This window comes from Pigmentiphaga litoralis, from assembly GCF_013408655.1.
In the GTDB taxonomy this organism is placed as follows: Bacteria; Pseudomonadota; Gammaproteobacteria; order Burkholderiales; family Burkholderiaceae_B; genus Pigmentiphaga; species Pigmentiphaga litoralis_A.
The window spans coordinates 232795-251871 of record NZ_JACCBP010000002.1; the positions used below are offsets into that span (position 1 = coordinate 232795).

A 19077-nucleotide genomic window follows, 5' to 3' on the forward strand; every position below is an offset into this window, starting at 1 on the left:
GCGGGAGAGGTCTGTGAAGAAGGGCGGTTGGGGGATCATGCGGTTGCGGACACGGGGCGGTGCGGCCCCGGCATCAGGCCATGACGGCAGTGAGCAGGACAACCGCCGCGGCCCGTTGCGGGCCGGCCAGCCAGGCCACCGCGTCATGGTGCGCCTGCTCGGCGCCATCGCCATTGCCGCGTCGTCAGCCCTTTCTTTTGCCGCCGCTGCCCAATCCCTTCCGCCGGAACTGACCGGCGCCTGGGCCGCCACCGGCCTGCCCGAATCGGCGCTGTCGGTCGTGGTGGAAGAGGTGGACGGCCAGCGCCTGATCGGCGTGAACCCGCAGCAGCCGCGCAACCCCGCGTCGGTCATGAAGCTGGTCACCACCTTCAGCGCGCTCGACAGCCTGGGTCCGGCCTACGTCTGGCGCACCCAGTTGCTGGTCGAACCGGGCACCACGCGCCTGCCCGATGGCAGCCTGTCGGGCCCGCTGTACCTGCGGGCCAGCGGCGATCCGGAATTCCAGCTGGAAGACTTGTGGAGCCTGCTGCGCGAACTGCGGGTGCGGGGCGTCCGCCGTATTCCCGAACTCATCGTCGACCGCAGCATTTTTGGTCCGGTGGCCATCGATCCGGGCGCGTTCGACAATGACCCTTCGCGTCCGTATAACGCCAGCCCCGACGCCTGGATGGTCGGGCTGGGCGCCGTGCGCCTGCTGTTCACGCCTGACCGCGATGCGCGCCAGTGGCGGGTGGTCATGGATCCGCCCTTGCCCGGTGTGCGGGTCGATGGCGTGCCCAAGTGGTCGGATGCCGTCTGCCCCGGATCACCCGTGGTCTCGACCGAGCCTTTCATTACGCCCAGCGGCGGCGTGTCGATGCGGGTGACGGGCACCGCGGCCGGGTCGTGTGGCGAGTTCACCGTGTACCGGCTGGCGCTGCCCCAGCCCGCCCATGCCGAAGCGACCTTCAAGCTGATGTGGCAGGAGCAGGGCGGGACATTGACCGGCCGCATCCGCCAGGGGCAGGTGCCGCCCGACGCGGTGCTGTTCGCATCGCACGATTCGCCGCCCCTGGGCGATGTGGTGCGGCGCATCAACAAGCTCAGCAACAACGTGATGGCGCGGTCGCTGCTGCTGACCCTGGGCGCCAACCATGAGCGCGGACCGGCCACGGTGGCCAGCGGCGGGCAGGCCGTCAGCGCGATTCTGGCGGCGCGCGGCCTGAACTTTCCCGAGCTGGTGCTCGATAACGGATCAGGGCTTTCCCGCGATGGTCGCATCTCGGCCGACAGCCTGAGCCGGCTGCTGGGGTCGGCGTGGAAGTCGGCCGTCATGCCCGAGTTCGTGTCATCGCTGGCGATCTCCGGGACCGATGGCACCGTGCGCCGGCGGCTGCGCGATCCGTCGGCGCAGGGCATGGCCCACCTCAAGACCGGGTCGCTGCGCGACGTGCGGGCCATGGCCGGCTACGTGCTCGCCAACAGCGGCAAGCGGTACCTGGTCGTGAGCGTGGTCAACGACGAGAAAGCGCAGTCGGTCAATGCCTTCAATGACCAGCTCATCGCTTGGATCGCCGCGCGCTAAGCGGTCGAGTCCCATGGCCAAGCTGCAAGCTTAGGTTGCAGGTGTTACCCGATGATGCGCCATGCAGGTATGGGTTCCGGATGCGGAACGACGCTGCTATGATCGATCGTCAACCACACCGCACAGGAGCAATAACCTATGTCTACAGCCGGAAAAGAAAAGCTCATCACCGATGTGAAAGTGGTGCTGACTGACGCAGAAGATCTGCTCAAGCAAGCCGCAGCCAGCACGGGCGACCGTGCCATTGAACTGCGTGAAAGCGCGCTGGCATCGCTCAAGCGCGCCAAGGAAAAACTGGTCGACGTGCAGGACTCCGTCATGGAACGCAGCAAGCAGGCTGCCCGCGTCACCGACGACTTCGTCCATGAAAGCCCCTGGCGCGCCATCGGCATCGCCGCCGCGGTCGGCTTCCTGGCTGGCCTGGTCGTCAACAGCGGTCGTCGTTAAGCGTTCCGCGCAAGGTGCCCGGACCTCTCCCACTGGTCGGATCGCTCAGGTCGCTTGCCGCTACGTCGGTAGGCATCCTCAAGACGCGGCTTGAACTCGTTGCGATAGAACTCGCCGAGGAAAAGACGCGTCTGATGGGCCTGCTGATCCTGGCGCTGGCCGGCCTGCTGTGTCTGGCGATCGGCCTGCTGATGTTCTCGTTCCTGGTCGTCGTCGCCTTCTGGGACACCGATCATCGTCTGCTCTCCATCTTGCTGGTAGGCCTCGTCTACCTGGTGCTGGGGATCGGCATGCTGCTCGCGGTTCGCAAGAAAGCGATCGATGCACCGATCGCCTTCGAGGAAACGCTGGCGGAACTGGAACGGGATCGTGAGCTGCTCGCGGGCGACGAACCCGACGACGCCTACCGGAGCCGGCCATGAGCGACGCGCGTTCGCAACTGGCCACCCGCAAGGAACTGCTGCTGGCGCGGGCGTCCATCGAACGGATGGAGTTCGCGGCGCATGCGGGCCGGGTCAAGTCGGCGGCCACCCCGTCGGCTCTGATCCGCCTGGCCCTTCCAGCACGCGTGCTGGGGCAGCAGGGTCCTGCGATCGCGCTCAGCGTGTTCCAGAACCTGCGGCGTTACCCGATCGTGTCGTCGGCCATTTCGATGTTGCTGGCCCGCGTGGCGTCCGGCGGCGTCTTCAAGCTGGCGAAACTGGGCGGCGTCGCGGCCGTTGCGATGCAGGCGTACAAGATCTGGCGCGCGGTCAACGGACCGGGCGGCGGACGGTACTACTGACCGAACCGATGCAAACAAAAAGGCCCGATTGTCATCGGGCCTTTTTGCATTCCAGACGCGCGGCTTAGCTGCGGCTGGTGACTTCCAGCAGGTGGTAGCCGAACTGGGTCTTTACCGGGCCTTGCACGACGTTGATCGGGGCGCTGAACACGACGGTGTCGAATTCCTTGACCATCTGGCCAGGACCGAACGAGCCAAGCTCGCCACCGTTGCGGCCCGACGGGCAGCTCGAGTTTTCTTTTGCGATCTGTGCAAAGTCGGCGCCGCCTTCAATGGCGCTTTTCAGTTCTGCGGCCTTGGCTTCAGTCGAAACCAGGATGTGACGGGCGGTGGCTTGGGCCATGAGGACTCCTTATTTGATGGAAACGCGAAGTTCGCGTTGCAAGCTTACTGTTTTCCGCAAAGGCGCGTTGTTGAGGGATGTGTCAAAGCCCCAGCTCGCCCCACATCGCGTCGACGCGTGACTTGACCTCGTCGTTCATCACGATCGGCGTGCCCCATTCGCGGGTCGTCTCGCCCGGCCACTTGTTGGTGGCATCCAGCCCCATCTTGCCGCCCAGTCCCGACACCGGTGACGCAAAGTCCAGGTAGTCGATCGGCGTGTTCTCGACCAACAGCGTGTCGCGCACCGGGTCCATGCGGGTGGTGATCGCCCAGATGACTTCGGCCCAGTCGCGCACGTCGATGTCCTCGTCCACCACGACGATGAACTTGGTGTACATGAACTGCCGCAGAATGCTCCAGATGCCGAACATGACCCGCTTGGCGTGTCCGGCGTACTGCTTGCGGATCGACACCACGGCCATGCGGTAGCTGCAGCCTTCGGGCGGCAGGTAGAAGTCCACGATTTCCGGCAGCTGGCGGCGCAGCAGCGGCGTGAACACCTCGTTCAGCGCCACGCCCAGCACCGCGGGTTCGTCGGGCGGCTTGCCGGTATAGGTGGAATGGTAGATGGGGTCGCGGCGCATGGTGATACGTTCCACCGTGAACACCGGGAACCAGTCCTGTTCGTTGTAATAGCCCGTGTGATCCCCGTACGGGCCTTCCAGCGCCATTTCGTAGCCGGTGGAGGGGGGCGGGGTCACGCCATCAGGCACCACGGGCGCTACCGCGCGCGGATCGGTCGACGGCAGCAGGTAGCCTTCCAGCACGATTTCGGCCGATGCGGGCACCGTCAGGTCGTTGCCGATGCACTTGACCGTTTCGGTCCGGCCGCCGCGCAGCAGGCCCGCAAACTGGTATTCGGACAGCGCGTCGGGCACCGGGGTGACCGCGCCCAGGATCGTGGCCGGATCCGCTCCCAGCGCCACCGACACCGGGAAGGGTTCGCCGGGGTGGGCCAGCATGTGGTCACGGAAATCCAGCGCGCCGCCGCGGTGCGACAGCCAGCGCATGATCAGCTTGTTGCGGGCAATCGGCTGCTGCCGGTAGATACCCAGGTTCTGGCGCTTGCGCTGCGGGCCCTTGGTCACCACCAGGCCCCACGCCAGCAAGGGCGCCACGTCGCCGGGCCAGCAATGCTGGATGGGCAGGGCGCCCAGGTCCACGTCGGCGCCCTCGATCACCACTTCCTGGCACGGCGCGCTGCGCACGGTGCGCGGTGCCATGTCCCACAGGGCCGACTTGAGCATCGACACCTTGGCCAGCGCGTCCTTGAAACCGCGTGGGGGTTCCGGTTCGCGCAGCGACGCCAGCAGCTCGCCCACGTCCTTCAATGCGCTCACGTCGTCGGCGCCCATGCCCAGGGCGACTCGCTTGGGCGTGCCGAACAGGTTGGCCAGCACGGGCATCGCCGCACGGCCCCGGCCCGGCTGCGTCACATGTTCGAACAGCAGCGCCGGACCCCCGGCACGCAGCACGCGGTCGGAAATTTCGGTGATTTCAAGGTGAGTGGACACCGGGGTGGTGATCCGCTTGAGCTCGCCCATGGATTCGAGCTGGCGGATGAAGTCTCTGAGATCGCGGTATTTCACTCGTGCAAAGCCTTGGAAAAGAGGGCGGTACTGCCAGGGTACCAGAGGCGTCCGGCGGCTTCAGCAAGGCGCCCGAGGGGCCGCAGAAGGGAGCCGGAGCGGGGGTCGACACCCTGCCGCCGAAGGTCCGAATCGAGGGCAAACCCGGGCCCAAAATGCCCAGAATTTACGGGTCTTTTAAAAGTGTGTTCAAAATCTACGCCATAAATCTTGAGAGTGACCACTCACTTTTCCCGATCTTTCCATATATGGCGGATTCAAATCCGCTTACATCTTCAGATGGCTGCTAAAACGGCTGAATCGGGGCGCTTTTGTCCGGGGGTTGGTTGACCGGTCAAAGATCGGTTCCTAAAATCGGGCCACTTTCAGCGTACGCCTGATCACGATTTCTGTCCTTCCACCATGTCCCGCAAGCGCGGGTTCCGACAGAGCGATCAGGCTGGTCAAACGGGCCATCGGGCGCCCACCCTACTGGAGTTCCTAGCGGCGCGAACGCGTCCTAGCCCGAAACAGGCACGGCCATCAGGGAGTCTCTGCGACCCCGCGCCGTGCAGGTGTACCGCCTTATCGTTCTGATAGCGGTGCGATGTACAGCCAAGCGGGCTGTCAGGTGTGTGATGTCATTGCTGGAAGCTCACTCTTCCAGGGACGCGCATTGTCTGCCGGCCTCAGCAAGGAGGTAATAAGCATGCCCGACGCGCAACCGCGCACGTCGCTCAAGCTGATGGCAACCAACGCCCACAAAGGCGTTGCCGACCTGTCACGCTCGTTCACCGGTTTTCTCGGCCTCGCATTATTGGTCGTCATGGGTGCCGTCTGGTCCGTCCCGGATCTGCGGAACAACGTTTTTCAATGGCACACCGACGCTGTAGCAGCTAGCGTGCCCGCTACCCCCGTGGACGACGTGATCGTTCCGCTGGATGTGCCGCACAGCCGCACGGTCGCTTTCCTGGAGTCCATGGGCGACGGCCAATCGGTGCACAAGCTGCCGGCCGTGAAGATGTCCCCGGCCCAGGTCGAATCGCTGCGCCGCTACATCACGGGCAAGTACCGTGTGTCGAACGAAGCGACCCGCATGCTGATTTCTACCGCCTATGGCGTGGGCCAGGAGATGGGTCTGGATCCCCTCCTGCTGCTGGCGATCATCGCCATCGAATCGAGCTTCAATCCGTTTGCCGAAAGCCAGGTAGGCGCCCAGGGCCTCATGCAGGTCCTGACCCGGGTGCACCAGGACAAATTCCAGCATTTTGGTGGCGAGCAGGCTGCGTTCAATCCGGTCGCGAACATCCGCGTCGGCGCCATGATCCTGCGTGACTGCATCGCCCGCGGCGGTTCGCTGGTGACGGGTCTGCGCATGTATGTGGGCGTGACCGCCGATGGCGTGAGCCCGTATGGCGAGAAGGTCCTGGCCGAACGCCGCCGCCTGGCATCCGCTGCCGGCATGCAACAGATCGCGCCGCTGGCCAAGCCTGCGCAGTCCGCGTCGAACGAACCCCCGCGCCCCGCCGCCGGTCAGCAAGTGGTTGCCTCGTCGGCCATGATGTAATTTTTGCGCTGGCAGGCAGGGTGGGGTGATGCCCGCTGGCCTTGCGTGGTGCAGCAGTCTGAAAAAAAGCCCCGGTGATTGCCATCGGGGCTTTTTTCATGGGCGGACAGGTCAGGCCTGTTGCCGTCGGATAGGCACGCCGCAGGCGGATGCCTGGCCGTGAGGTCAGGCCTTGCCCAGAAAGTCGCCGATCCGCGCCATGGCTTCTTCCAGCCGGCTCAGTTCGGTCGCGTACGAAAAGCGCAGGTAGCGGTGCGCATCGGCGTCGCCAAAGTCCAGTCCCGGCACCGCGCACACGCCCGCTTCATTGAGCAGGCGGGTCGCAAAATCGAAGCTGTCGGATGCGTGGGCGCTCACATCACTATATATATAGAAGGCGCCGTCCGGCCGCACCGGTACGGACAGGCCCAAACGTTCGAATGCGGGCAGCAAAAAGTCACGCCGCTGCTGGAAGGCGCCACGCCGGGTTTCGAAGATATCGAGCGATTCCGGCGTGAAGCAGGCCAGCGCGGCATGCTGCGACAATGCGGACGGGCAGATCACGACGTTCTGCGCCAGTTTTTCGAATGCGGGCACCAGGTCGGGCGGGACGACCAGCCAGCCCAGGCGCCAGCCCGTCATGTGAAAGTACTTGGAAAAGCTGTTCACCAGGATCACGTCGTCGCCCAGCACCGCGGCGGATCGCCGGTCGCCGTCGTAGCTCAAACCCAGGTAGATTTCGTCGACCAGCGTGAAGCCGTCGCGGGCGCGAACTTCGGCGGCGATCTCGGCCAGCACATCGGGCGCGACCGACGTGCCGGTCGGGTTGCTGGGTGACGCAACGATGACGCCGGCGGTGGACGGCGTCCAGTGCTGCCGGACATGGTCCGCCGACAGTTGGAAGCGGTCAGCCGGGCCCGACGGGATAAGCCGCGGCGTGCCCCCCGCGGCGGTAACAATGTGCCGGTTGGCCGGGTAGGTCGGATCGGGCATCAGGACTTCCTGTCCTGGTTCGATCAGCGCGGCGCACGCCAGCATCAGCGCGCCCGATGCGCCCGCGGTCACGATCACGCGTGATGGATCAACCTGCGCGCAGAAGCGGGTGGCGTAGAAGCCGGCGATCGCTTCGCGCAGCGCCGGAATGCCCAGGGCTTCGGTGTACTGGCTGCGCCCGCTGCGGGCAGCCGCATCGAGCGCGTCGACCACGGCCGGAATGGCGGTGAAGTCGGGTTCGCCAATGCTCATGTGGATGATGTCGCGCCCGGCCGCCTGCAACTGCGCGGCCTGCTTGACGACTTCCATGGCGTAGAACGGAGAAATGCGGGAGATACGGGAGGCGAGGCGGGGCATGGCTGAAGTTTACCGGACCTACAATGGGGCATTGCCCCTTTCACCCCTTCCTGAGTCCCCCGCACCCATCCATGAAACCCGGTCGCCGCGCCTTCTTCCTGCCCCGGCTTGCCGCGGCCACGCCGTGGGCCAATTTCTGCCAGCGCCTGGCGCGGGCGGCGCAGGGCCGTGTGGACGACGAGACCCCGGCGCCGGGTGCGCCCGGGCGCGCGCGCTTGCGGGTGGCGCGGGATGAAGACGTGTTCCACGCGCGCGCACTGAGCGCGGAACTGGGCGTCATGCTGGTGCTGCCGGGTGCGGATCCGGCGCTGCAGCCAGCTGACCGGCATTGGCTGATCCTGGATGTGGACGACTTGACTACCTTGGGCTCGGTGGACCTGGCGCAGGGCCGCATCGACGTGGATGTGGGGTGCACCTTTGGCATGCTGCGCCAGGCCCTGGCCGATACCGGCTGGACCTGGCCCCACGGCGATGATGCGGCCACGGTGGCGTCGTGGATGGCCGCGCCGGCGCCGTGGCGGCCGGGGCACTGCCGCGATTCCGGTCTGCGGTGGGCCGACGTGATGCTGGCCGGGGGCGAGTTCGAACGCCTTGGGCCATTCGGCGTGGACGCGACGCGGCCACTGCGGTCGGCGGCCAGCAGCCGGCTGATTTCGTCCTTGTTCGAATTGAGCGGGGCGACGTCCATGCAGACGCTGCTGGCGCAGCCGCGATGGCTGGCCAGGTACCGGCTGGATGCGCTGACGCCGATGGGGGAAGCACCCGGGGATGATGCGGTGGCAGATGCGGCGGCGGCAGCAGAGGCAGCGGGCGGCACGCCGGGCAGCGACGCGCTCGCGCCCAATCCGGCGCACCTGCTGCTGGGCAGCGCCGGCACGCTGGCATGGACCGGCCGGGTGCAGCTGCAGTTGATGTCGCGGCAGTCGCAGTTGATGTCGCAGCAGTCGCAATTGATGTCGCGGCAGTCGCCGATACCGCCGATACCGCCGGACGCGCCTGCCGCGCCGCCGTCTGCGTCGCCGTCCGCGGCGCCCGCGGCGCCCGCAGCGCTTGCGCCGGTGCGCCGTCACGTGCTCGATGACATGGACGATATGGTCAAAGGATGTTTCGATCCGTTGGGCCTATTCCCCAGTCAGGTTGTCTGATCCCGGTTTGGAGCGGATAATCCGTGGCTCGCAAACTGTCTACCCCCCAGGGCACAACAACGACAATGGCTCAACCCCTCGATCCCAATCTGCGCAAGGCCGCCCTCGAATATCACGAGCAAGGTCGTCCGGGCAAAATTTCCATTGCACCGACCAAGCAACTCTCCAACCAGAGAGACCTCGCGCTCGCCTATTCGCCCGGCGTCGCGGCCGCGTGTGAGGCCATTGTCGACGACCCCGCCAACGCCTTCCGCTACACCGCGCGGGGCAACCTGGTCGCGGTCATCACCAACGGCACCGCCGTGCTGGGCCTGGGCGCCATCGGTCCGCTGGCCTCCAAGCCGGTCATGGAAGGCAAGGCCGTCCTGTTCAAGAAGTTTGCCGGTATCGATGTGTTCGACATCGAACTGAACGAAAACGACCCCGACAAGCTGGTCGACATCATCGCCGCGCTGGAACCGACCTTTGGCGGGATCAACCTGGAAGACATCAAGGCACCCGAGTGCTTCGTGGTCGAGCGCAAGGCGCGCGAACGCATGAGCATTCCGGTGTTCCACGATGACCAGCACGGCACCGCGATCACGGTGGCGGCGGCGATCATCAACGGCCTGGAAGTCGTCGGCAAGAAGATCGACGAAATCAAGCTCGTCACGTCGGGCGCCGGCGCAGCCGCGCTGGCATGTATCGACCTGCTGGTCGACATGGGCGTCAAGATCAGCAATATCTGGGTGACCGACATCGAAGGCGTCGTGTACCAGGGCCGCACCACGCTGATGGATCCGGACAAGGCGCGCTTTGCGCAGCCGACCGACCATCGCAAGCTGGCCGACGTCATCAAGGACGCCGACGTGTTCCTGGGCCTGTCCGCCGGCGGCGTGCTCAAGCCGGAAATGGTCGCCACGATGTCGCCGCGCCCGATCATCATGGCGCTGGCCAACCCGACCCCGGAAATCCTGCCGGAACTGGTCAAGAGCGTGCGTGACGACGCCGTCATGGCGACCGGCCGTTCGGACTATCCGAACCAGGTCAACAACGTCCTGTGCTTCCCGTATATCTTCCGCGGCGCGCTGGACGTGGGCGCCACCACGATCACGCGCGAAATGGAAATTGCGTGCGTGCACGCGATTGCCGCACTGGCGCGTGAAGAGCAGAGCGAAATCGTCACGGCGGCCTACGACACGGCCGACCAGGCTTTCGGTCCGGAATACCTGATTCCCAAGCCGTTCGACCCCCGCCTGATCGTGCGTATCGCACCGGCCGTGGCCCGCGCGGCCATGGACTCGGGCGTCGCCACGCGGCCGATCACCGACATGGAAGCCTATGTCGAACAGCTGCAGCAATTCGTCTACCACTCGGGCGCGTTCATGCGTCCGCTGTACGGCGCCGCGCGCCGCACGGTCGCCAGCGGCGGCAAGGCACGCATCGTCTACACCGAAGGCGAAGATGAACGCGTGCTGCGCGCCGTGCAGGCCGTGATCGACGACGGTCTGGCCAAGCCGATTCTGGTGGGCCGTCCTGCCGTGCTGGCCAAACGCATCGAAAAGCTCGGCCTGCGCATGCGCCTGGGTGTCGACGTCGAAGTCACCAACACCGAATTCGACGAACGCCATCGCGAATATTCGCAGCTGTACTGGGAAATGACGAACCGCAAGGGCGTCACCAAGGAATACGCGAAGATTGAAATGCGCCGCCGGCTGACGCTGATCGGCGCCATGATGGTGCACACCGGCGACGCCGACGGCATGATCTGCGGCACCGTGGGTCCGTACTCGAACCACCTGCAGTTCGTTGACGAAGTCATTGGCCGCCGCCCCGACGCCAAGGTCTACGCCGCGATGAACTTCCTGGTGTTGCCGAACCGCACCCTGGTGCTGGTCGACACGCACGTGAACGAGAATCCGACGGCCGAGCAGCTGGCCGAGATCACCATCCAGGCCGCCGAAGAAATGCAGCGCCTGGGCGTCGAACCCAAGGCCGCGTTGTTGTCGCACTCGAACTTCGGGTCGAACAATTCGCCATCCGCGGTCAAGATGCGCCGCACACTGGAACTGGTGCGCGACATGGCGCCCTGGCTCGAGATCGACGGCGAAATGCACGGCGACTGCGCTCTGTCCGAAACGCTGCGCAACCGCCTGCTGCCGAACACGACGCTCAAGGGCGAAGCGAACCTGCTGGTGTGCCCGACGATCGAGTCGGCCAACATCTCGTACAACCTGCTCAAGACGACCGCCGGCAACAACGTGGCCATCGGTCCGATCCTGCTGGGTTGCAAGGCGCCGGTCAGCATCCTGACGGCCAGCGCCACGGTCCGCCGCATCATCAACATGACTGCCCTGACGGTCATGGATGCCAACGCCACACGCCAGGCCTGATGTGCATGATGCTCCCGCCGGTGATGTGCCGGCGGGGGCATCGCCTGTGGACGCAAGGTCTGCAGGCGGCCAGCCTGCCGCAGGCGACTATCCCACTTCGATTGCATCGCCGCCCAAGGATCCCGACACGGTCGGACTGATCCTGACTGGGGGTGGCGCCCGCGCGGCCTATCAGGTCGGTGTGCTCAAGGCCGTCGTGCAGATCCTGCAGGAACGGCCCGGCGGGCTGACGCACAATCCTTTCCCCGTGATCTGCGGCACGTCGGCGGGCGCCATCAACGCCAGCGCCCTGGCCTGCGGCGCGGACGACATTGCCGCAACCGTGGACCGCATGCTGCAGGTGTGGGAACACTTCCATGCCGAACAGGTGTACCGCGCCGATGCGCTGGGCGTGATGCGCACCGGCGCGCGGTGGCTGTCCATGCTGTCGTTCGGCTGGATGCTGGCGCGGCTGGGGCGGCTCAAGCCGCGGTCGCTGCTCGACAACCGGCCGCTGGGCGATCTGCTTACGCGCATGCTGGACTTCCCGGCGCTGGCCGACAACCTGCGGCACGGCGCAGTGCAGGCCCTGGCCATTTCGGCATCCAGCTACACGACCGGCCAACACATCACCTTCTATCAATCGGCCTACGAGATCGAACCCTGGCGGCGCACGCAGCGGCTGGCGTGCCGGACCACCTTGACCGTCGATCATCTGCTGGCATCCAGCGCCATCCCCTTCGTATTTCCGGCGCACCGCGTGCCGGTGTTCGGCACGGCCGAATGGTGCGGCGATGGGTCGATGCGGCAACTGGCGCCCATCAGTCCGGCCATCCATCTGGGCGCCAATAAAGTGCTGGTGATCGGGGCAGGGCGCATGCATGAACCCGCCCGAGCCGCACCGGTCCCGAACGCCTACCCGTCGGTGGCGCAGATCGCGGGCCATGCCTTGTCCAACATCTTCCTGGACAGCCTGGCGGTGGACGTGGAACGGCTTGAACGCATCAACCAGACCCTGGCGTTGCTGCCCGCCGACCGGCGCACGGGGTCGGACCTGCGTCCCGTCAAGGTGCTGGTGATCGCGCCGAGCCAGCGGCTGGACGACATCGCGTCGCGCCATACGGCCAGCCTGCCGCCGTCGATCCGCGGCCTGCTGGGCGGCATCGGCGTGTCGTCGCGCACCGGCGATCCGCGCGGCGCCGCGCTGGCGTCGTATCTCTTGTTCGAACCCGGGTACACCCGTGAGTTGATCGCGTTGGGGTTTGGCGATACGCTCAGTCGTCGGTCCGATGTGATCGACTTTTTCGACTAGGCCGCGGTTAGCGACGGCCTGCGCAGACGGCTGCGCGCGGCGGACTCATGCTGGGCATTGCGGGGAATCAGATGCGGAAGATGATGGGAGCGGCGTTGCGCCGTGCGTTGTGGCAGCGCTGGCTGGCCAGCCTGCTGCTTGGCGTGTCGATGAGCATGGCGCTAGTCGTGGCGCTGTCCACGCCGGCGGCGGCGCGCACGACGCAACATGCCGGTTCGCAAGACGTCATTTCGATCCGTGCGCTGCCGCCCGAAGCGCAGCGCGTGCTGGTCCTGATACAGCAAGGCGGGCCATTTCCGCACAAGAAAGATGGCGTGACGTTTTTTAACCGCGAACGTCTCTTGCCGTCACAAGCGCGCGGATACTATACCGAGTACACGGTGCCGACGCCGGGCGCCCGCAACCGCGGCGCACGGCGCATCGTGGCCGGACGTGGCGCCAGCGGCAACCCGGCAACCAGCGGCGAGTACTGGTACACGTCCGATCACTATTCATCGTTTCAACGTATTCAGGAGTGATCATGTCCGACACCGCGACGCCCTTGCATGCCCTGCTGAAAGATGGCGGCACGCTGTATCGCACGGCGCTGGAACCGGTGACGCTTCAACGGGCCGCGCATGACCTCAAGCTGGCCCTGTTCGACATCGACTGCACGCGCGCCCGGACCAAGTCGGCGGTCTTGCGCGCGATCGCCAACGCGGTCGATTTTCCCGAGCACTTTGGCGGCAATCTGGATGCGCTTTACGACTGTCTGACCGATACGCTGCTGGACCAGAAACGCGGCATGGTGCTGGCGCTGCGGCACCTGCACGAAAACGATCCGGGCCTGGTCCCGCATGTTGCCGGCATCATCCAGGTCTGTGAAGACACGGTCGACTTCGCGCGCGAAAACGGCAAGGTTTTTACGTTCGTGCTGGAGACGGAAGAGGGCGTGCTGGAACCGACGCCCCTGCCGCCAACGTCGTCCTACGATGGGTGACCCTCAGGGCTTGAACGACCCTTCGATCGTGTACCGGGACCCCGGATGGACCAGCCGTGCGACGGTGATCGGGGTCCCCTGGCTTTCGGTCCGGCGCACGATAATGAGGCACGGATCGGCCGGTTCGATGCCCAACAATTGGGCTTCCTGCACCGTCGGGGTGCCGGCTTCGATCGAATACTGCGCTTCCCACAGCGGAGCCACGGCCAGCAAATAGTTGGTCGGGGTCGTTTTCGTGAAGTCCACCGACAGGTAATCCGGGGCACGCGACGGGTTCACATAACGGTCTTCACAGAGCAGCGCGACGTCGTCTTCGTAATGCACGATCAGGGTATGAAACACGTCGCTGCCCACCGGCAAACCCAGCCGCTGCGCCAGGCCGCCCGCCGCAACCGTTTCCGCCTGAACCAGCTGCACGTCGGCCCGATGCCGGTGGCCCCGCTCGCTGATCTCGGTGTGCAGGTCGCGAATCGTCAGCGTCGATGACGCCCGGTAGGGCTGCGCGGCAAAGGTGCCGACACCCTGCACCCGCTCCACCAGGCCTTCCGCCTGCAGCTCGCGGACGGCGCGGCTGACCGTCATGCGGCTGACGCTGAATTGTTCGACCAGCTCGGCTTCGGACGGCATCAGGCTGCCAGGCGCCCAGCGGCCTTCCGCCAGACCGGTCTTCAGGAAAAGCTTGACGTGCGCGTAGGCGGCAGTGGGACGGGCATAGTTCATGCTTTTGAGAATACTCGACTATGCCTGTCTAGCCAAGATACCTATTCAGGGCGGCGCGTGTGTTTTCCAGGATCCACTCGGCTAATGGAAAACCCCGCCGAATTTGGGTTGAGCTGACTTGTATATACAGGCATAGTCATGTTCAGCGTGTGCTGCCGAGTCAGCCACGGCCACCCTATCCGTTGGAGATCGCCCATGTCCCACTTCAAGCACACCTCGCTGGCCCTGGTTCTGGCAGCACTGGCCACCGGCGCCGCGCTGCCGGCCTACGCCGATATCAAGATCGGCTTCAACGTGCCGCTGACCGGCTTTGCCGCGGCGGACGGCAAGTCGGCTCTGGAAGGCGCCAAGCTGGCGATCGCCCAAGCCAACGCCAAGGGCGGCGTCAATGGCGAAAAGCTGGAACTGGTGGTGTATGACGATCAGGGCGCCGCGAAAGACGCCGTGCCGGCCGCGACCAAGCTGGTCGAGCGTGACAAGGTGGTCGCCGCCGTGTCGGGTTCGTACTCGGGCTCGACCCGCGCCGCCGCATCGATCTTCCAGCGCGGCAAGGTGCCGTACGTGGTGGCCTACGCCATCCACCCGGACATCACGCGCGCCGGCGACTTCATGTTCCGCGTGTCGGCCATGGGCGAAGTGCAGGGCCGTGCCGGCGCCAAGCTGGTCAGCGAGCTGGGCAAGAAGCGCGTTGCGCTGGTCAGCATCAACAACGATTTCGGCCAGGCCCTGGCGGCCGGCTTCAAGGAAGCGGCGCCCAAGTTCGACTTCAAGATCGTTGCCGAATACGACTACGGCATGCAGGACCGCCAGTTCGGCGCGCTGGTCAGCAAGCTCAAGAGCGACAACCCCGACGTGATCTATGCCTCGGGCTACTTCTTTACGGCCGGTCCGCTGGTCAGCCAGATCCGCGCTGCGGGCATTACCGCGCCGGTCATCGGCCAGGAAGGCTATGACTCCGAAAAGTTCATGGAAATCGCCGGCCCCGCTTCCGAAGGCACGCTGATCACCACGTCGCTGGACCGAGATTCGACGGCGCCGGCCACCAAGGCATTCCTGACCGAATTCCGCAAGTCCGCCAACTTCGGCGCCGACATGGTGGCCGCCTCGTCGTACACCGCGGTGCAGGTGGTGGTCGATGGCCTGACCAAGACCGGTGGCAAGGGTGGCGATGCGCTGCGCGACGCCATTGCCGCGGGCAAGTACGACACGCCGATCGGCCAGCTGTCGTTCAACGACCTGCATGAAGTCAAGAAGGACATCCAGGTCCAGGTCGTGAAAGACAAGACCTTCCATCGCCATTCGGTGATTACGGATCCGGTCCTGCTTGCGCCGCCGACCAAGGCTGGCAACTGAGTCTGACGGCTCCCCGTCCGCTTTACTTTTTCATCCACGAACGGATTCGTCATGCTCCTGTTGGAACTTGCCGCCCAGGGCCTTGTGCAGGGCAGTATCTATGCCCTGGTCGCCCTGGGCCTGACCCTGGTCTACGGCCTGCTGCGCATCCTGCACGTCGCACACGCCGCGCTCTTTACCCTGGGCGCGTACGTGGGCGTGCTGGTGTGCAACGCCACCGGCATGCCGCTGCTGGGTTTTGCCGCGGCCATGCTGGCCAGTGGCGTGGCCGGGGTCGCCATGTTTCGGCTGGCCTATCAGCCCTTGTTGTCGCAGCCGCCTTTCGTCGCGTTGATCGCGTCGATCGGCCTGTTCGTGGCGGCTGAAGAAACCTTCCGCCTGATCTTTGGTGCGTCGGGCATGTCGTTCGTGACGCCGTTCCTGCAAGGCCAGGTGGTCTTGCCGGGCGGCCTCCAGTTCAAGGAAGCCGAGCTTGCCGTCATGGTGAGCGCGGCGCTGATCATCGGCCTGCTGGGCTGGCTGCAGATGCGCACGCGTATCGGCGTGGCCTGCCAGGCCACGGTGTCGGATCCGAAGATGGCCGAGTCGTTCGGGATCCGCCTCAAGACCGTGCGTGACCTGAACTTTTTCGTGGGATCGGCCCTGGCCGGTTTTGCGGGAGTGTGGGTGGCGCTGCTGAACAACCTGGTCGAGCCGACCATGGGCAGCGTGCCGTCTTACAAGGCGCTGGCCATCATCGTGCTGGGCGGGCTGGGTTCCGTGCGCGGCACCTTGCTGGCGGCGCTGGTGCTGGGCGTGGTGGAAGCCTACGGCACCATCTATCTGGGCAACGTGCTGGATCGCAATGCGATTGCCTTCGCCTTCCTGATTTTTGTCCTGATGCTGCGGCCCCAAGGGCTGTTCGCGAAACGCTAACGGAGGCCGAAATGGAATATGAAATTTCGCTTCTGACCAGCATGGGCATTGCGGTGCTGTTTGCCTTGTCCTTGAACATGATCACCGGCTTTTGCGGCCAGATCAGCCTGGGCCACGCTGCCTTCCTGGGTGTGGGCGCCTATGTGTCGGTGCTGTTGACGCAAGCCGGCGTCCCGTTCCTGGTGACCCTGCCGGCGTCCATGCTGCTGGCGGGTCTGGTGGGTGTGGTCGTGGGCTTTGCCAGCCTGCGGGTGCGGGCCGACTTCCTGGCCATCACCACCATGGGTGTCGGCTTTCTGTTTGTCGGCATCGTGCGCAAGCAGGGCTGGCTGGGCGGCGAGATGGGCCTGTCGGGCTTTCCGGAATCGGGCCTGTCGCGCACCGGTTTCATGCTGCTGGTGCTGGGCCTGTGCGTGGCCGTTGCGGCGCTGAGCGTGTATGTGCGGGCGTCGTGGATGGGCCGGGTCTTCAACGGCATTGCCGAAGACGAAGACACCATGCGGGTGCTGGGGATCGACGTGCCGCGCTACAAGCTGGCCGCGTTTGCGATCGGCACGGCGCTGGCCGGCATGGCAGGCGCGCTGTACTCGCAGCATCTGCATTTCATTGGCCCGGACAGCTTCGGTTTTGTGGAGTCGATCACCGTGCTGTCGATGGTGGTGGTGGGCGGCATCGGGTCGGTGGCGGGCGTGACCGTGGCCGCGGCGCTGCTGTCTATCCTGCCGGAGTGGTTCCAGTTCATTGGCGACTACAAGCTGCTGGTGTATGGCGGCCTGCTGTTCCTGATGATGCGGTTTTCGCCCGGCGGGATGGCGGCGCTGGTCCGCAGAATGCGCAACGCGATGAAGAAGGAGCCGTCATGAACGCGACTGCAACCAACGCGGCGGCAACGAACGCGGCTTCGACCAACGCGGCGGCGAACGGTATGGCGACCGGGACCGCACGCCCCGCGGGCGCGGGCCAGCCGCTGCTGCGTGTGTCCAACGTCACGGTGCGCTTCGGCGGGCTGACCGCCATCGACAGCGTGTCGTTCGACGTATTTGCTGGCGAACTGCTTGGCCTGATCGGTCCGAACGGCGCGGGCAAGACGACCATGCTGCGGTCGATTACGGGTGTGGTGCGGCCGACCGAAGGCGACGTGTCGCTGGAAGGGTCCAGCCTGTCGGGATTGTCCATCGACCGCCGCGTGCGCCTTGGCCTCGCGCTGTCGCAGCAACTGGTCAAGCCGCTGCGCAATATTTCCGTGATCGATAACGTCGCGCTGGCGGCGGGCGCAGGCAAGACGGTGTCGCCCTTGCGTGCATTGTTGAACCGCTCGGACGTCATGGAACGCGAGCAGGCAATGGTCATGCTGGAGCGGGTGGGCATCGCGCGTCATGCGGATGAAAGCCCCGCCATCCAGCCACTGGGCGTGTTGAAGCGGTTGGAAATGGCGCGCGCATTGGCGCAGTCGCCACGCCTGCTGTTGCTGGACGAACCGCTGGCCGGTCTCAACACGAAAGAAGCGCACTCGCTGGCCGACACCATTGCCGACATCAATGCGCAAGGCGTGACCATCGTGCTGATCGAACACAACCTGGGCGAAGTCATGCGCATCTGCAAACGCCTGGTGGTGCTGGACAACGGCCGCCGCATTGCCGAAGGCGATCCGCGCGCCGTCATGAACGATCCGGCGGTGCGTACGGCCTACCTGGGGGGCGACACGATGGCCGACGGGCAGCAGGGTGGTCAGGCTGCGGCATCGGGTCAACCGAGCCAACCAAGCCAACCGGGCCAACCAGGCCCATCCGCGCCGGCAACGACGGCCACCGTGCCAGGAGCCCCTCATGCTTGAACTTCGCAACCTGTCGTGCGGCTACGGCGTCTTTCACGCGCTGCACGACCTGACCCTGACACTCAAGCCCGGCACCATTACCGGGCTGATCGGCCCCAACGGCGCGGGCAAGTCGTCGACCCTGATGTGTATTGCCGGCCATGTCACGCAGCAGGGCGGCAGTATCCTGTTCGATGGCGAAGACGTGAGCGCCTTGCCTGCGACTGAACGCGTACGCCGCGGCATTGCGATCTCGCCTGAAGGCCGCCGTCTGTTCAAGGACCTGTCGGTCGAAGACAACCTGCGCGTGGGTGGCATGATCCATCCGGTCAAAGGCTATGCGCAGGATCGTGACCGTGTACTGACGATGTTTCCGCGACTGGGTGAACGCATCAAGTCGCTGGCCGGCAATCTGTCGGGCGGCGAACAGCAGATGCTGGCGATTGGCCGCGCGTTGATGGCGCGTCCGCGCCTGATCATGATTGACGAACTGTCGCTGGGGCTGATGCCCAAGGTGATCGACCTGTGCTACAGCGCGCTTGAACACCTGCGCAGCGACGGCATGACCGTGCTGCTGGTGGAGCAGAACACCGAACGTGTGCTGTCGGTGGCGGACGATGTCTGTGTGCTGGAATCCGGCCGCGCGGTGTGGCAGGGCAGCGCCGCGGATGCAAGGCAGGACGAAAGCCTGTCGGCTGCGTATCTGGGATTGCATTGACCCCGGGGCTGCATGGCATCCACTGCAGGGCATCGACTGCAGGGCATCGACTGCAGGGCATCGACTGCATTGATCGACAGCACAGCGTCGATCCCATTGATTTGAAGACTGCTTTACACCGGGCG

General features: G+C 65.3%; 19 protein-coding genes. 15 read left to right on the forward strand and 4 right to left on the reverse strand.

Annotated elements, in window-relative coordinates; genetic code table 11:
• The first annotated feature begins 145 nt into the window (after positions 1–145).
• From dacB to HD883_RS21390, 4 genes are all read left to right on the forward strand, one after another.
• On the forward strand, positions 146–1567 hold the full coding sequence (gene dacB / locus HD883_RS21375) for a D-alanyl-D-alanine carboxypeptidase/D-alanyl-D-alanine endopeptidase (RefSeq protein WP_179589016.1): 1422 nt from the start codon (positions 146–148) through the stop codon (positions 1565–1567).
• A 138-nt stretch (positions 1568–1705) separates the two neighbouring features.
• Entirely contained in the window at positions 1706–2014 is a 309-nt protein-coding gene (locus HD883_RS21380) for a DUF883 family protein (RefSeq protein ID WP_179589017.1), read from the forward strand.
• A gap of 14 nt (positions 2015–2028) precedes the next feature.
• Entirely contained in the window at positions 2029–2436 is a 408-nt protein-coding gene (locus tag HD883_RS21385) for a phage holin family protein (RefSeq protein ID WP_179589018.1), read from the forward strand.
• Positions 2433–2798, forward strand: coding sequence for a DUF3318 domain-containing protein (locus HD883_RS21390; protein WP_179589019.1), 366 nt, complete (start codon positions 2433–2435; stop codon positions 2796–2798). The genes HD883_RS21385 and HD883_RS21390 overlap by 4 nt, the downstream gene beginning before the upstream one ends.
• Before the next feature lie 64 nt (positions 2799–2862).
• Here HD883_RS21390 and HD883_RS21395 read toward each other — a convergent pair whose 3' ends face one another.
• Positions 2863–3141: a peptidylprolyl isomerase gene (locus HD883_RS21395; RefSeq protein WP_179589020.1), complete on the reverse strand. Its 279-nt coding sequence runs from the start codon at positions 3139–3141 to the stop codon at positions 2863–2865.
• 82 nt (positions 3142–3223) lie between these two features.
• Positions 3224–4771: a 4-hydroxy-3-polyprenylbenzoate decarboxylase gene (gene ubiD, locus HD883_RS21400; RefSeq protein ID WP_179589021.1), complete on the reverse strand. Its 1548-nt coding sequence runs from the start codon at positions 4769–4771 to the stop codon at positions 3224–3226.
• 688 nt (positions 4772–5459) lie between these two features.
• Here ubiD and HD883_RS21405 point away from each other — a divergent pair.
• Entirely contained in the window at positions 5460–6317 is an 858-nt protein-coding gene (locus HD883_RS21405) for a transglycosylase SLT domain-containing protein (RefSeq protein ID WP_179589022.1), read from the forward strand.
• A 165-nt stretch (positions 6318–6482) separates the two neighbouring features.
• On the opposite strand, the gene HD883_RS21410 is transcribed toward HD883_RS21405, so the two are convergent.
• The gene (locus tag HD883_RS21410) at positions 6483–7646 is read right to left on the reverse strand and encodes a pyridoxal phosphate-dependent aminotransferase (RefSeq protein ID WP_179589023.1); all 1164 of its coding nucleotides are present in this window, start codon (positions 7644–7646) and stop codon (positions 6483–6485) included.
• Positions 7647–7717: 71 nt separating this feature from the next.
• On the opposite strand from HD883_RS21410, the gene HD883_RS21415 reads away from it, so the two are divergent.
• The 5 genes from HD883_RS21415 (at position 7718) to HD883_RS21435 (ending at position 13433) form a co-directional block, all read left to right on the forward strand.
• Positions 7718–8791: a hypothetical protein gene (locus HD883_RS21415; RefSeq protein ID WP_179589024.1), complete on the forward strand. Its 1074-nt coding sequence runs from the start codon at positions 7718–7720 to the stop codon at positions 8789–8791.
• A gap of 65 nt (positions 8792–8856) precedes the next feature.
• Positions 8857–11163 (forward strand): NADP-dependent malic enzyme, encoded by a 2307-nt coding sequence (locus tag HD883_RS21420; protein ID WP_179589025.1) that lies wholly within the window; start codon positions 8857–8859, stop codon positions 11161–11163.
• Between the two features lie 100 nt (positions 11164–11263).
• Entirely contained in the window at positions 11264–12454 is a 1191-nt protein-coding gene (locus HD883_RS21425; RefSeq protein ID WP_373563464.1) for a patatin-like phospholipase family protein, read from the forward strand.
• A gap of 71 nt (positions 12455–12525) precedes the next feature.
• A complete protein-coding gene (locus tag HD883_RS21430; RefSeq protein ID WP_257022578.1) occupies positions 12526–12972 on the forward strand; it encodes a ribonuclease domain-containing protein in 447 nt (148 codons plus the stop codon).
• Between the two features lie 2 nt (positions 12973–12974).
• Positions 12975–13433, forward strand: coding sequence for a barstar family protein (locus HD883_RS21435; RefSeq protein ID WP_179589027.1), 459 nt, complete (start codon positions 12975–12977; stop codon positions 13431–13433).
• A gap of 3 nt (positions 13434–13436) precedes the next feature.
• On the opposite strand, the gene HD883_RS21440 is transcribed toward HD883_RS21435, so the two are convergent.
• Entirely contained in the window at positions 13437–14153 is a 717-nt protein-coding gene (locus tag HD883_RS21440; RefSeq protein ID WP_179589028.1) for a UTRA domain-containing protein, read from the reverse strand.
• 195 nt (positions 14154–14348) lie between these two features.
• Between HD883_RS21440 and HD883_RS21445 the strand changes: the two genes are divergently transcribed.
• Genes HD883_RS21445 through HD883_RS21465 form a run of 5 tightly spaced genes read left to right on the forward strand, consistent with a single transcriptional unit; the run spans position 14349 to position 18952 of the window.
• Positions 14349–15506 carry an ABC transporter substrate-binding protein gene (locus tag HD883_RS21445; RefSeq protein WP_179589029.1) on the forward strand — a complete coding sequence of 386 codons (1158 nt, stop codon included), beginning with the start codon at positions 14349–14351 and terminating at the stop codon, positions 15504–15506.
• 51 nt (positions 15507–15557) lie between these two features.
• Positions 15558–16421, forward strand: a complete 864-nt coding sequence (locus HD883_RS21450; RefSeq protein WP_179589030.1) for a branched-chain amino acid ABC transporter permease — start codon at positions 15558–15560, stop codon at positions 16419–16421.
• 11 nt (positions 16422–16432) lie between these two features.
• On the forward strand, positions 16433–17284 hold the full coding sequence (locus HD883_RS21455) for a branched-chain amino acid ABC transporter permease (protein WP_257022579.1): 852 nt from the start codon (positions 16433–16435) through the stop codon (positions 17282–17284).
• Positions 17281–18255 (forward strand): ABC transporter ATP-binding protein, encoded by a 975-nt coding sequence (locus HD883_RS21460; RefSeq protein WP_257022580.1) that lies wholly within the window; start codon positions 17281–17283, stop codon positions 18253–18255. Before HD883_RS21455 ends, HD883_RS21460 begins: the two co-directional genes overlap by 4 nt.
• Entirely contained in the window at positions 18248–18952 is a 705-nt protein-coding gene (locus tag HD883_RS21465; RefSeq protein WP_179589031.1) for an ABC transporter ATP-binding protein, read from the forward strand. Before HD883_RS21460 ends, HD883_RS21465 begins: the two co-directional genes overlap by 8 nt.
• Positions 18953–19077: the final 125 nt, after the last annotated feature.

What these genes read in the sequence shown, in the direction of transcription:
- HD883_RS21380 (WP_179589017.1), top strand. Translation starts at nt 1,706, where the DNA reads ATGTCTACAGCCGGAAAAGAAAAGCTCATCACCGATGTGAAAGTGGTG.
- HD883_RS21435 (WP_179589027.1), top strand. Translation starts at nt 12,975, where the DNA reads ATGTCCGACACCGCGACGCCCTTGCATGCCCTGCTGAAAGATGGCGGC.
- HD883_RS21430 (WP_257022578.1), top strand. Translation starts at nt 12,526, where the DNA reads ATGCGGAAGATGATGGGAGCGGCGTTGCGCCGTGCGTTGTGGCAGCGC.
- dacB (WP_179589016.1), top strand. Translation starts at nt 146, where the DNA reads ATGGTGCGCCTGCTCGGCGCCATCGCCATTGCCGCGTCGTCAGCCCTT.
- HD883_RS21395 (WP_179589020.1), bottom strand. Translation starts at nt 3,141, where the DNA reads ATGGCCCAAGCCACCGCCCGTCACATCCTGGTTTCGACTGAAGCCAAG.
- HD883_RS21420 (WP_179589025.1), top strand. Translation starts at nt 8,857, where the DNA reads ATGGCTCAACCCCTCGATCCCAATCTGCGCAAGGCCGCCCTCGAATAT.
- HD883_RS21450 (WP_179589030.1), top strand. Translation starts at nt 15,558, where the DNA reads ATGCTCCTGTTGGAACTTGCCGCCCAGGGCCTTGTGCAGGGCAGTATC.
- HD883_RS21410 (WP_179589023.1), bottom strand. Translation starts at nt 7,646, where the DNA reads ATGCCCCGCCTCGCCTCCCGTATCTCCCGCATTTCTCCGTTCTACGCC.
- HD883_RS21460 (WP_257022580.1), top strand. Translation starts at nt 17,281, where the DNA reads ATGAACGCGACTGCAACCAACGCGGCGGCAACGAACGCGGCTTCGACC.
- HD883_RS21465 (WP_179589031.1), top strand. Translation starts at nt 18,248, where the DNA reads ATGCTTGAACTTCGCAACCTGTCGTGCGGCTACGGCGTCTTTCACGCG.
- HD883_RS21390 (WP_179589019.1), top strand. Translation starts at nt 2,433, where the DNA reads ATGAGCGACGCGCGTTCGCAACTGGCCACCCGCAAGGAACTGCTGCTG.
- HD883_RS21440 (WP_179589028.1), bottom strand. Translation starts at nt 14,153, where the DNA reads ATGAACTATGCCCGTCCCACTGCCGCCTACGCGCACGTCAAGCTTTTC.
- HD883_RS21405 (WP_179589022.1), top strand. Translation starts at nt 5,460, where the DNA reads ATGCCCGACGCGCAACCGCGCACGTCGCTCAAGCTGATGGCAACCAAC.
- HD883_RS21415 (WP_179589024.1), top strand. Translation starts at nt 7,718, where the DNA reads ATGAAACCCGGTCGCCGCGCCTTCTTCCTGCCCCGGCTTGCCGCGGCC.
- HD883_RS21455 (WP_257022579.1), top strand. Translation starts at nt 16,433, where the DNA reads ATGGAATATGAAATTTCGCTTCTGACCAGCATGGGCATTGCGGTGCTG.
- HD883_RS21445 (WP_179589029.1), top strand. Translation starts at nt 14,349, where the DNA reads ATGTCCCACTTCAAGCACACCTCGCTGGCCCTGGTTCTGGCAGCACTG.